At 53.0% G+C, this 12,358-nt stretch carries 11 protein-coding genes; all 11 read left to right on the top strand.

Going from position 1 to position 12,358, the window contains the following annotated elements; all coding sequences use genetic code 11:
* Nucleotides 1-34 precede the first annotated feature (34 nt).
* The 11 genes from iorA to Psfp_RS01250 all read left to right on the top strand — a co-directional run bounded on the left by iorA (nt 35) and on the right by Psfp_RS01250 (nt 12,339).
* A complete protein-coding gene (gene iorA, locus Psfp_RS01300; RefSeq protein ID WP_134216748.1) occupies nt 35-1,804 on the top strand; it encodes an indolepyruvate ferredoxin oxidoreductase subunit alpha in 1,770 nt (589 codons plus the stop codon).
* Entirely contained in the window at nt 1,797-2,375 is a 579-nt protein-coding gene (locus Psfp_RS01295; protein WP_134216747.1) for an indolepyruvate oxidoreductase subunit beta, read from the top strand. The genes iorA and Psfp_RS01295 overlap by 8 nt, the downstream gene beginning before the upstream one ends.
* Nucleotides 2,376-2,976: 601 nt before the next feature.
* The gene (argS, locus tag Psfp_RS01290; protein ID WP_134216746.1) at nt 2,977-4,662 is read left to right on the top strand and encodes an arginine--tRNA ligase; all 1,686 of its coding nucleotides are present in this window, start codon (nt 2,977-2,979) and stop codon (nt 4,660-4,662) included.
* 137 nt (nt 4,663-4,799) lie between these two features.
* The gene (locus Psfp_RS01285; protein ID WP_134216745.1) at nt 4,800-6,413 is read left to right on the top strand and encodes a CTP synthase; all 1,614 of its coding nucleotides are present in this window, start codon (nt 4,800-4,802) and stop codon (nt 6,411-6,413) included.
* A gap of 183 nt (nt 6,414-6,596) precedes the next feature.
* A complete protein-coding gene (sppA, locus tag Psfp_RS01280; RefSeq protein WP_134216744.1) occupies nt 6,597-7,514 on the top strand; it encodes a signal peptide peptidase SppA in 918 nt (305 codons plus the stop codon).
* Nucleotides 7,515-7,539: 25 nt separating this feature from the next.
* Nucleotides 7,540-8,334, top strand: a complete 795-nt coding sequence (locus Psfp_RS01275; protein WP_134216743.1) for a Yip1 family protein — start codon at nt 7,540-7,542, stop codon at nt 8,332-8,334.
* Between the two features lie 143 nt (nt 8,335-8,477).
* The gene (locus Psfp_RS01270) at nt 8,478-8,855 is read left to right on the top strand and encodes a response regulator (RefSeq protein ID WP_345789110.1); all 378 of its coding nucleotides are present in this window, start codon (nt 8,478-8,480) and stop codon (nt 8,853-8,855) included.
* Between the two features lie 277 nt (nt 8,856-9,132).
* Nucleotides 9,133-9,816, top strand: coding sequence for a hypothetical protein (locus Psfp_RS01265; RefSeq protein ID WP_190259399.1), 684 nt, complete (start codon nt 9,133-9,135; stop codon nt 9,814-9,816).
* Nucleotides 9,817-10,011: 195 nt separating this feature from the next.
* Nucleotides 10,012-10,866, top strand: a complete 855-nt coding sequence (locus Psfp_RS01260; RefSeq protein WP_134216741.1) for a class II fructose-1,6-bisphosphate aldolase — start codon at nt 10,012-10,014, stop codon at nt 10,864-10,866.
* A 32-nt stretch (nt 10,867-10,898) separates the two neighbouring features.
* On the top strand, nt 10,899-11,546 hold the full coding sequence (gene fsa, locus Psfp_RS01255; RefSeq protein ID WP_134216740.1) for a fructose-6-phosphate aldolase: 648 nt from the start codon (nt 10,899-10,901) through the stop codon (nt 11,544-11,546).
* A 325-nt stretch (nt 11,547-11,871) separates the two neighbouring features.
* A complete protein-coding gene (locus tag Psfp_RS01250; protein ID WP_243120415.1) occupies nt 11,872-12,339 on the top strand; it encodes a DUF2062 domain-containing protein in 468 nt (155 codons plus the stop codon).
* The last annotated feature ends 19 nt before the right edge of the window (nt 12,340-12,358 follow it).

The following is a 12,358-nucleotide window of genomic DNA, read 5'->3' as shown; positions in this document are numbered from 1 at the left end:
TTTTTATACGGATTATGACAACGGAGGGAATGTAATGAAGGAACTGCTGTCCGGCAACGCCGCCATTGCCAGGGGTGCTTATGAGTTTGGCGTGACGGTGGCTGCCGCTTACCCGGGTACCCCAAGCACGGAAATTTTGGAAAACCTGGTTTTATACCCGGGAGTTTACGCGGAGTGGGCGCCCAATGAAAAAGTGGCCATGGAAGTAGGTATCGGCGCTTCCCTGGGCGGGGCGCGCGCCCTGGTAGCCATGAAGCACGTGGGAGTCAACGTGGCCGCCGATCCCCTTATGACCTTTTCCTATACCGGGGTCAACGCAGGCTTTGTCCTGGTTTCAACTGATGACCCGGGTATGCACAGCTCACAGAACGAACAGGACAACCGCCATTACGCCCGCTTTGCCAAGATGCCCCTTCTGGAGCCAAGCGACAGCCAGGAGGCAAAGGACATGGTGGGATTGGCTCTTGACCTCAGTGAACGCTTTGATACCCCGGTGATGCTCAGGACTACAACCAGGGTGTCGCACTCACAGAGCCTGGTGGAAATTCAGGAACCGCAGCCGCGCAAGCTTAAAAACTACCTCAAGGACATCAAAAAGAACCTGATGCTGCCAACTTATGCCCGCCCGCGCCGTGTCGCGCTGGAAAAAAGTCTTACCGGTTTGAAAGAATACTCGGAAGAGAGTCCGGTGAACCGCATTGAGTGGCGGGACCGCTCCCTCGGCGTAATAACCAGCGGGATCAGCTATCAGTATGTGCGCGATGTGCTGCCCAACGCCTCGGTGTTAAAGCTGGGCTTTACCAACCCGCTCCCTGAGCAATTGATCCGCAGTTTTGCCGCAGGTGTACAAAAGTTGATCGTGGTGGAAGAGCTGGAGCCCTTTATCGAGGAACAGGTCAGGGCGATGGGTCTTGCGCTTGCCGCCGAAGGCTTTATCCCCTACACCGGGGAACTTGACCCCGGCATACTTGCCGCAGCGCTGATCAATGCGGGAATTATCACCTCCAGAGAAGGTATAGCACAGAACGGGTACAACCTTGAGGAGGCGCCGCCGGTTCCCGCGCGGCCGCCGGTTTTGTGCCCGGGTTGCTCGCACCGGGGGGTTTTCTACGCCCTGCGCCGGCTGAAACTTAACGTCAGCGGTGATATAGGCTGCTATACCCTGGGCGGGCTGCCCCCCCTGGAGGCTATGGACAGCAACATCTGCATGGGCGCCAGTATCGGCGTGGCCCACGGCATCGGGAAGGCCAACCCCGCGCTGGACGCCCGGACGGTGGCCGTAATCGGGGATTCAACTTTCCTGCACTCCGGCATTACCGGCCTGTTGGACGTGGTATACAATAAAGGCCACGCTACCGTTATTATTCTGGATAACCGCACCACCGCCATGACCGGTCACCAGCATCACCCCGGCACCGGCCGCACCCTGGCGGGCGAGCAGGCCCCGGCCGTGAACATGGAAGCGCTGGTCCGGGTTCTGGGCGTCAACAGGGTGCGGGTAATCGACCCGCTGAATTTGGCCGAGACAGAGGCCGCCATCGCAGAAGAGCTTGCGGCGAGCGAACCCTCGGTTATTATTGCGGACAAGCCATGCGCTCTTTTAACCAAAGCAACCCGGCCGGCTGTCAGGGTGCAGGCTGAAAAATGCACCGGCTGCAGAATCTGTACCCGCATCGGCTGTCCGGCCATATCTATTAAGGATAAGCGGGCGCTGGTGGATGCCGCTGTCTGTACCGGCTGCAACCTGTGCCTGCAGGTATGCCGGGAAGGCGCACTGGTAAAGGGGGAAGAGAAACATGCTTAAGTCTATCGACGTCTTGATGGTCGGTGTCGGTGGCCAGGGAACCATTTTGGCCAGCAGGGTGCTGGCCCAGGCGGCCCAGGCGGCCGGCTACGACATTAAAGTTTCGGAAATCCACGGCATGGCGCAGCGGGGCGGCAGCGTGGTCACCCAGGTCCGCCTCGGCGAAAAAGTATATTCACCTCTGATTGTCAAAGGTGGCGCTGATGTTCTTCTGGCTTTTGAAAAATTAGAGGCCTTGCGCCTTCTCTCTTACCTTAAAAAGGATGGCGTATTAATTGTCAACGACCAGGCCATTGACCCTGTGCCGGTCCTGGTGGGGGCGGCGGAGTATCCGCCTGATATTCCGGAGTACCTGTGTACCACAGTACCCGGGACGCTGGTATTCGACGCTACGGAAATAGCGGGCCGCTGCGGGACTGCCAAGGCTGCCAATGTGGTGCTGCTGGGCGCGATGGCCCGCCGCCTGCCGATTGAACGGGCGATATGGGAAAAAGCGCTGGCTGAGCGGGTGCCGGCCAAACTTTTGGAAGTCAACCAAGCTGCTTTTGCGGCTGGTTATGAGCTTGGTTAGATTCGGACAACAATTATCATTAAGGACGATAAGGACGATGTTAAAAAAGCTGCAGGTAAACCCCGGCAGCTTTTTCTTTGGTTTGTTTAACCAACCGAATTTGTTCAAATATCTGGAAAAAGGGTTGATTGAAAGGCTGTGGTGTATGCGGGGAAAGCCTTTCGCAAGACTGTCTGGGTTTACTTGACAGGCTTGGGCGGAAGTATTAATCTAAAGTGTGAACCTCCTCCGGGACAAGCCCGGAGGCTTCTCGCGGAAGTTTCTCATTTTAACGAGAGCTACCCTGTCAAGTCAAGGTCTTACGCTCTCTCGTGAGCAACAGCACTGTGTCGCCACAGCCTTGGCCCGGTCCATGGGCATCTACTACTTTGCCAAATGGCTACGTAGATACGTGCTTTCTTCAAAAGCACCACAATCTCTTTCGGGAATTAGTTTTACGCAGCAACCCATTTGACCTGCTGCAACCCCGAACTGATTGTTAAAGAGCACAGGAATATTATACCATTGGGAACGCCTGTTTGTAAAGATGCTTGTCGCCCTACCGGGCGAAGGTCTATGAATTGATTTGGGATGGTAAAAACCCAAGGAGGGTAACTAATAAATGAGCGGTTTGGTAGAGGAGGTTCGTTCCAAGCTGGCGGAAGCCCTAAAAGGCTCCTTGCAGGCAGCCCGCCGTAGCGGGGCAATCCGGGTCGACGAAGTACCTGACTTTACGGTGGAAGTGCCGCGGGAAAAAGACCATGGGGATTTTGCCACCAACCTGGCCATGCTGCTGGCAAAACCGGCCCGCATGGCGCCGCGTAAAGCAGCAGAGATTTTAACCCAGCATTTTTCCCCGGTTGACTCATGGGTGGAGCGGGTGGAAATTGCCGGTCCGGGTTTTATCAACTTTTACCTTGATCCGGCCTGGGTTTACCAGGTCATCCCGGACATCTTGCACGCCGGCAGGGACTATGGCCGGCTGGATCTGGGCCACAATAAAAAGGTCCAGGTAGAATTTGTCAGCGCCAACCCCACCGGCCTCTTACATATGGGAAACGCTCGCGGGGCGGCCCTGGGGGACAGCATCGCCGCCATCCTGGATTTTGCTGGGTATGAGGTTAGCCGCGAGTACTATATCAACGATGCCGGCAACCAGATTGAAAATTTCGGCCTTTCCCTGGAAGCCCGCTACCTCCAGTTGTTCGGCCGCGACATACCTGTGCCCGAGGGTGGCTACCACGGGGAGGATATCCTTGCGTCCGCCTGCTCGTTCCGGGACTTGAACGGAGACTCTTACCTCGAACGTGACCCGGCTGAACGTCGTGCCGCCCTGGTGCAATTTGCGCTTGAGGAAAAACTGGGGCACATTAAAAGGGTCTTAAGCGATTTCGGCGTCAAGTATGATGTCTGGTTTTCCGAGCAGTCCCTGCACGATGCGGGGGCGGTTCAGAAAACCCTGGAATTTTTAAAAGGCCGGGGTTTTATTTATGAAAATGAGGAAGCCCTCTGGTTTAAGGCCACGGAATTCGGGGTCGAAAAGGACGAGGTGGTGGTGCGCTCCAACGGTGTGCCCACCTATTTTGCAGCAGATATCGCTTATCACTGGAACAAGTTTCAGCGGGGGTTTGACTGGGTTATTAACATTTGGGGAGCAGACCACCATGGCCATGTCCCCAGGATGAAGGGAGCGGTCGCGGCCCTGGGGTATGACCCGGCAGCGCTTGATGTGGTAATTATGCAACTGGTCCGTCTGTACAAGGGGGGAGAACTTGTCCGGATGTCCAAGCGATCGGGCCAGTTTGTAACCCTTGAGGAGCTGGTGGAGGAAGTAGGAAGGGATGCTGCCCGCTACTTCTTCGTCATGCGCGGCGCCGACAGCCACCTGGACTTTGACCTGGATTTAGCAAAGGCGGAGACCAATGAAAATCCGGTATATTACATCCAGTATGCTTATGCCCGTATCTGCAGCATTTTCCGGCAGCTCACCGAGCAGGGCGGGGCGCGGCCACAGCCGGATCAGATCGATTACAGTCTGCTAAAAGAAGAAGCCGAGCTGGCGCTTGCCCGCAAATTGGCGGACTTTCCCGGTGAAGTTGCTTCAGCGGCAGTAGGGCTGGCGCCGCAGCGGATTGCCCGCTATCTCCACGAGCTGGCCGGGTTGCTGCACAGTTTTTACAACAGCCACCGTGTGATCACCTCGGATCAGGCGCTTACAGCAGCCCGCCTGGTACTGATGGACGCCACCCGCATCACTTTGAAAAACGCGTTGGGCCTCCTGGGTTTGACGGCTCCGGAAAGAATGTAGGACACTGTAAATAATGTTCTCCACTGGTCTCATATGGGCCTCTACATTTTTGACAATCTATTGACATGTCAAGTGGGCACATATAAAATGTTAAAGGAGTTTAATCAGCTTTTACAGGAAATCACAGGAGGCTGGCCATGGGCAAGTTCGTGTTTGTTACCGGTGGGGTCGTTTCATCTTTGGGAAAAGGAATTACAGCCGCCTCCCTGGGGCGGCTTTTAAAAAGCCGCGGCTTGCATGTCGCTATTCAGAAGCTCGATCCTTATATCAACGTCGACCCTGGAACCATGAGCCCTTACCAGCACGGGGAGGTTTTTGTGACCGAGGACGGCGCTGAGACAGACCTGGACCTGGGTCACTATGAGCGATTCATCGACATTAATATTTCCCGCAGCTGCAATGTAACTACGGGTGGGATTTATAGTTCTGTCATCAGTAAGGAGCGAAGGGGCGACTATCTTGGCGGCACGGTGCAGGTTATCCCCCATATTACCAACGAAATAAAGGAACAGGTCCGGCGTGTGGCTGCCGAATCCAACGCGGATGTGATTATTACCGAAATCGGGGGTACGGTGGGTGACATCGAATCACAGCCCTTTCTGGAAGCGATACGCCAGTTAAAATCGGATCTCGGGCGGGGAAACGTGGTCTATATTCATGTGACCCTGGTGCCTTACCTGCGGGCGGCGAACGAGTTGAAAACCAAGCCCACCCAGCACAGTGTCAAAGAACTCCGGGGCATCGGCATTCAGCCCGACGTAATCGTCTGCCGCAGTGAATTGCCCCTTTCAAAAGAAATGGAAGAAAAGCTGGCCTTATTCTGCGACATAGACAAAGAGGCGGTGATCCAGGCATTGGATGCACCGTCTATTTACGAAGTGCCTCTGGCGCTGGAACAAGAGGGACTGGCCGATATCGTTTTAAGAAAGCTGGGTATGCAAACCGGAACGCCTGATTTATCCGAATGGTCCGAAATGGTTTACAGGCTCAAGAACCTGCGTTATTTAACCAAAATAGCATTGGTTGGGAAGTATGTTTCCCTGCACGACGCCTACCTCAGTGTGGCGGAAGCCTTGCGTCATGCAGGGTTTTACCATGAATCGGCCGTCGAGATAATATGGGTTGATTCTGAAGGCGTCACACCGGACAATGTCCATGAATTGCTGCAGGACGTGGACGGGATCCTTGTGCCGGGTGGTTTTGGTGATCGCGGTATCGAGGGTAAAATTGAAGCAATCCGCTATGCGCGTGAGAACGGTCTGCCATACCTTGGCCTCTGCCTGGGTATGCAGCTGGCAGTGATTGAGTTTTGCCGCAATGTGTTGGGCTGGCGGGATGCCAACAGCACGGAATTTAATCCTGGAACACGTTACCCGGTGATTGATTTGCTGCCGGAACAAAAAGACCTCGATATCAAAGGAGGCACGATGCGTCTGGGGGGATACCCCTGCAAGCTGCTGACCGGGTCAAAGGCCCACCAGGCCTACAAACAGGAGCTTATCGTGGAAAGACACCGCCACCGCTATGAAATGAACAATGACTTCCGTTCTGACATAGCGGGTCGGGGAATGGTTTTCAGCGGGACGCTGCCGGACGGCTACCTGGTGGAAATCATTGAGTTGCCCGAACACCCGTGGTTTGTCGCCACCCAGTTTCATCCGGAATTCAAGTCCCGTCCCAACCGGGCGCACCCACTGTTCCGGGAATTTATCGGGGCGGCCAGAAAATATAAAGAGGCCAGGTACCTTTAACCACGTGTATAAGCTTTGGATAAAACCCAAAGCTTTTTTTGCACCTTGACGGAAGCAGGAGAACCGCCCCCTTGCTTCCAAGCAGGAGAATCGTTCCATGCTTGCTTCCATCGGGAGAGGCAGGTGTGTATGATTTGGTGGTGAATATAACAAGCTATTAGCAAATTAGGAGGTTGATCGCTTTTGAAGAAACAAATTATTGCCGGGCTTATTCTGGGAGTTGCCGCGATCTCCCTGGTGTTGGCCATAGCCATGAAGCCGGTTGGCCGGACTGCTGAAAATTCGAGCGCGGGCAGGGGAGAGGTCGGCGTAATTTACATAGAAGGAACTATCGCCAGCGGCCGGAGCGTCTCTCCTTTTGAAGCCCAATCGGGCGCGGAGGCCATTGCCTCTTCTCTCAGAGAGGCAGCCAGAAAGCCGGGACTCAAGGCCGTGGTGGTCAGGTTGAACAGCCCCGGTGGCACCCCCGCGGCATCCCAGGAAATTGACGCCGAACTGCAGAGGTTAAGAAATTCAGGCAAGATAGTGGTGGCTTCCATGGGTGATGTGGCAGCTTCGGGCGCGTACTGGATCGCCGCCGGCGCCGATCAAATTGTCGCTAATCCCGGCACCATTACTGGAAGCATCGGCGTGTTTATGCAGACTACAAATTTAGAGGAGTTGTATGGTAAAATCGGTATGGACAGGGAAATTTACAAGAGCGGCCCGTACAAGGACATGGGGTCGCCGGATCGCCCGGTAACACCCGAGGAACGGGCTATCTTCCAGTCCATGGTTGACGATATTTACAACCAGTTTGTAGATGTGGTGGCCCGCGGCAGGCACAAGGATGTCGCTGAGGTCAAAGCCCTGGCGGACGGGAGGGTTTACACCGGGCGCCAGGCTAAAGAGCTCGGACTTGTAGACCAATTGGGAGATTTCCATGACGCGGTTCTCCTCGCCGGAAAAATGGCGGGGATAGCCGGAGAACCGGCGATTGTTGAAATAGGTGAAAAGAGCTTTTGGCAGGGGTTGTTTGCCGGGGTGAAGGGGAACCTTTTGCCGGGGCTGGGCTGGACGGATTTGCTGGAAGAAAATGCAAATTCCCTTAACCCTCGCTAAAGAGCCGTAAAAGGAGAAAGTTGCCATGAACGATAACACTTATAAGATCGATCAAAACTCTTCGGGTGAGGCATCCAGCTCAGGTGGCGCTGACAGGAGCGGGTTGGAGCCGCAAGAAAAACCATCATGCGCTCCCTGTTTCAACAATACCGAGGATCCAAATGTTGGCTGTGACGAGGATGAACCTGTCCAGAGCTTTCTGGAACTTGTTTACGGGGTGCTTTTTGAACCGGTCAAAACCCTGAAAAAGGCTGCCCGGCGTCCGCCGCTGGCCAATGCTCTATTGCTGGTGACCATCCTCGGATTGGCCGGGGTGTTGATGTGGCTGTTAACCATCTCAAGAGTTTTAAACCAGGCCGCCGAGCCTTCCGCCATGGTTCCTTTACCGTCAACAGCGCCGCTTTTGGTTTTGGGCGCGGTTTTAATTTTCCTGTGGGGTTATATAAAATGGTTTAGCTATAGCGCCTTTATCAGCCTTGCCGCCGAAATGCTGGGCGGGTTGGGGAGCGCCAGAAATGTTGCCGCTGTCGTTGGCCTCTCCTTAATCCCGACTATTTTAATGATTCCTGCTCAGATGCTCAACTACTACCTGGCTTCCGCGGCATTTATATGTACCACGATTTTGGTTGTATGGATCTGGGTAGCCGCACTTATGGTAATCGGGGTCAGGGAGGTCCACAGACTCTCTACAGGCCGGGCATTGCTTGCCGTACTTAGCCCGGTGTTGGTTCTGGCCGTATTCACGGGCTTACTTTTAGCCGGATTGGTGGCTGTCGCAGTGAGCATATTTTCAGGGATGAACCTGCCGGGTTATTTTTGACTGAATTAAGGAGATATTTTATTGTACACAGGAGGTTTTTAGGAAAGTCCGACGAATATTTACGTTTACATTAATTAATAAATATAGCTATTACAGGGCTGGAGTGGAATATATATGCCGGGGTAGCTTGCGATTTGCTCATTGTGGATGATCAGGCAGGTGTGCGCCGTCTCCTATATGAAGCTTTTTCTGATGAAGGATACCTTGTTGAAACAGCTTCCAGCGGGCTGGAAGCCATCATGAAGGTAAGCGATAAATCCCCTTTATTAGTCCTCCTTGATATTAAAATGCCGGGCATGAGCGGCCTGGAAACACTTGATGAGCTGCTTAAGATCATTCCTCAAACGCCGGTGGTGATGATGACTGCCTATGGTGAACTTGATATAGTGGCGGAGGCTAAAAGGAGAGGGGTAAAGCACTATATCAATAAACCTTTTGACCTTGATGAAATTCGCTACCTGATCAAGGGATTGCTTTTGGAGGAAAAGGACAGGCTTGCGATGATTAAAGAAATTGGCTGATTGCACTCTGCTTATTTAAGGGGCCGTCCTTGGTTGGTTTCTTAGATGCGGCTTTAGCTTTGGCTGGAAATCGCGTCCGGTTTGTAATTGCGGCGCTAAAACTCCGGCTGTTTTTATTTGTATGGTCAGAATGAAAAAGGACTTTTAGGAGCAGTGGCGAAGTATTATATAACAGATTGGGGACATGATCTTTTGGGGAAAGCCGGTTTCGATTTTCAAGAAAGCCCCGGATATCTTGCCTGGAATCTATCCCCTATTGTTGTAGGAGGGTTTAGCAATGGGTATTGACATAAACACCGTGCTGGCCATGCGATGCCCTGATTGCGGGAAAATGGAGTTTCATGAATTTTCCCGGTTTTCCATTGCCAGGGGGCATGCTTTCCATGTTACCTGCTCCTGCGGCGCCACCAAGCTGACCGTCAGTACAAAAAACTTAAGCTGCTACTGGCTCCAGGTTCCCTGTGTGGTATGCGAAACCAAACACCTCCGGGAGATATCCGGGAAAAGGCTATGGTCGGGAGAGGTGGTAACCCTTTCCTGTGACGATACCGATATGGAATTGGGACATATTGGACCCGCATCAAAAGTGAAAGAGATGACTGCCAGTTATGAGCAGGAATTGGAAGCCCTGGTCAATGAATTTGGCTGTGACAGTTACTTTAACAACTCCAAGATAATGTATGAAGTACTGAGTTGTCTCCACGAGATCGCCGAGCGGGGGGAACTTTACTGCCAGTGCGGTAATTATAAAATCGAGGTGGATATCTTTCCGGATCGGCTGGAACTCCAATGTAAAAATTGCGATAGCCTCAACATCATATATGCTGAAACGGAAGAGGATTTAAAAGTAATCCAGCAGGTCGACATGATCGAATTGGCCCGGCACGGCTTTAAATGCCTGGACAGTCTGGCCAACACCGGTAAGTCCAAAAAAGCCCGCCGTAAAAGGAGTAAAACATAATACTGCTTGCTTCCGGTCATACTGTTATTACCGGACCAAAAAGTTGGCTTAATTTCACTGGCATTTGACTTGGTCAAATGTCAGTTTGCGTAATTTTATCCTTCCGGCGGGAAAAGCCAATATTCGAGTTTTGTTGCGTTGTTCGCAAACAGAACCGCTCCAGTCGCGGGTATCTACCGAAAAGGAGGAAATGCTTTGTCTCTCGTACCTGTTAGTGAATTATTGAAACATGCCGAAGCCGGCGGTTATGCTGTGGGGGCATTTAACTGCAACAACATGGAAATTGTCCAGGCCATAGTTGCAGCCGCCGAGGCGGAAAATGCCCCGGTAATCATGCAGGCCAGTCAGGGGGCCATCAAATACGCGGGGATAGACTATATCGTGGCCCTGGCCAGACTGGCCGCGGAGCGCACTACCATTCCGGTGGCCCTGCACTTAGACCACGGCACCAGTTTTGAGCAGGTTATACAGTGTGTCAGGGCCGGGTTTTCCTCGGTTATGATCGACGGCTCCAAGTTGCCCCTGGAAGATAATATCGCCCTGACCAGGCGGGTGCTGGATGTAGCAAGGGCCGTAGGCGTTTCGGTAGAGGCGGAACTGGGAAAAATAGGCGGCACCGAAGATGATATCAGTGTTAGTGACCGCGACGCCCTTTTCACCGACCCCGAGGAGGCCGCCAGATTTGTCCGGGAAACCGGAGTGGATGCCCTGGCCGTGGCCATTGGCACTGCCCACGGTCAATATAAGGGAAAACCGGAGCTGGATTTCGCCCGCCTGGCCAAAATCAGATCTCTTGTCAAGATCCCCATCGTCCTGCATGGGTCATCCGGGGTCCCGGATGAAGACGTCCGCAAAGCTATCGGCCTGGGAGTGTGCAAAGTCAATATCGACACCAACATCCGCGAGGCCTTTGTTGCCGCGGCCCGCCAGGTGCTGGCAGACAACCCTAAAGAAATCGACCCGCGCAAAATGCTGGGACCGGCGAGGGAAGCCGCGATCGGGCTGATCCGGGAGAAAATCAGGGTTTTTGGCAGCTCGCATAAGGCTTAATTCTTAGCAGGCCAGGAGGTGTTAAAAGAAAATTGAAGCTTTTTCTTGATACGGCCAACATTGATGAGATTCGCAAGGCCTATGCCCTTGGTGTGATTTGCGGCGTGACTACCAACCCTTCTCTTATTGCCAAAGAAGGGCGCAATTTTGCCGAAGTGGTGCGAACCATTGCTTCTATTGTAGACGGGCCCATCAGCGCAGAGGCTGTTAGCCTTGATGCGCCCGGGATGATTGACGAGGCGAAAGCATTGGCCGCCATACACCCGAACATCGTGGTGAAAATTCCGATGACAGCCGAGGGTTTACAAGCCACGAACAGCTTGTCTAATGCGGGCATCCGTACCAATGTAACCCTGGTTTTTTCAGCCAACCAGGCCCTGTTGGCCGCCCGTGCCGGAGCCTCTTACGTCAGTCCCTTCGTCGGGAGGCTGGACGACATCAGCCTGGATGGGATGGAATTGATTTATGACATAATGGAAATCTTTAACCGCTACCAGCTGCCCACCGAGGTGATTGCCGCCAGTATTCGCCACCCCATCCATGTCATCACCGCGGCCAAGGCCGGCGCCCATATTGCCACCATACCTTACAGGGTGCTGATGCAGATGATCCAGCACCCCCTCACCGATGCCGGCATTAAAAAATTCCTTGAAGACTGGGAAACTGTGAAAAATAAGTAGAAAACACACTACCCTGAAAACAAATGTTCTGGACTTCTTAAAAATGTGGGTGCGAATTCATTCCCACAAATGCAACATTGGCTGCCACAAGTTCGGCGCCAGTGCGCCGGGTGCGATTGAAATCGCACCCGCATCGCAGATTTTCATTCTTTACCGGTACCGCGATAGCGGCATGGTAAACTGCCATAGAGAGTATATGTCAGGAGATTTTGCCTCTATCAAGCAAATGAAGTAAAATGATTTTTGTAAGGTTTTTTGATGGGAATAATAATATTGATAACAAGGACTAAAGGGGTAGGACATGTTAGCCGAAGGGATTTTGTGTTTGAAAAAGAAAATTGCCACACGTGTGCTGGAGTACCTGAAAAATTACTACGATAAGGTCATGAGCCTGCCTGATTCACCCAAAAAGATTGCCAGAGGAGTAGCTTTAGGAATTGCCTTTGACTTTTTGCCCATACCTATTATCAGCATACCGCTTTCCTACCTGGTGGCCCGCCTCATCCGCTGCAGCCCGCTGGCAGCCGTCGCTACGGTTTGTGTGTTTAAGGCGATGGTCCCTGTATTCTTCACCTTTGATATCCTGGTCGGCAAGTTTCTGTGCGGGGGTGCCCCCGAAACCGACGTTTCCATCAGTGGCTTGTCATTCGTGGGCCCTTATCTGGAAAAAGTGATTGAACACGGTTATCCTTTTCTGGTGGGCAGCCTGGTGAATGCCACACTGTTCTCCCTGGCGGTTTATTTTCTCCTGCTAATTCTTTTGGAGCGTCGCAGACGCAAGCGGAATACATAAAACCGCTCACCGTTGTTAA

The sequence above is a fragment of the Pelotomaculum sp. FP genome, assembly GCF_004369245.1.
Classification (GTDB): Bacteria; Bacillota; Desulfotomaculia; order Desulfotomaculales; family Pelotomaculaceae; genus Pelotomaculum_C; species Pelotomaculum_C schinkii.
Note: the sequence above shows the minus strand (reverse complement) of the source record. Positions and strands in the feature narration are given on the sequence as shown.

What these genes read in the sequence shown, in the direction of transcription:
- iorA (WP_134216748.1), top strand. Translation starts at nt 35, where the DNA reads ATGAAGGAACTGCTGTCCGGCAACGCCGCCATTGCCAGGGGTGCTTAT.
- Psfp_RS01295 (WP_134216747.1), top strand. Translation starts at nt 1,797, where the DNA reads ATGCTTAAGTCTATCGACGTCTTGATGGTCGGTGTCGGTGGCCAGGGA.
- argS (WP_134216746.1), top strand. Translation starts at nt 2,977, where the DNA reads ATGAGCGGTTTGGTAGAGGAGGTTCGTTCCAAGCTGGCGGAAGCCCTA.
- Psfp_RS01285 (WP_134216745.1), top strand. Translation starts at nt 4,800, where the DNA reads ATGGGCAAGTTCGTGTTTGTTACCGGTGGGGTCGTTTCATCTTTGGGA.
- Psfp_RS01275 (WP_134216743.1), top strand. Translation starts at nt 7,540, where the DNA reads ATGAACGATAACACTTATAAGATCGATCAAAACTCTTCGGGTGAGGCA.
- Psfp_RS01265 (WP_190259399.1), top strand. Translation starts at nt 9,133, where the DNA reads ATGGGTATTGACATAAACACCGTGCTGGCCATGCGATGCCCTGATTGC.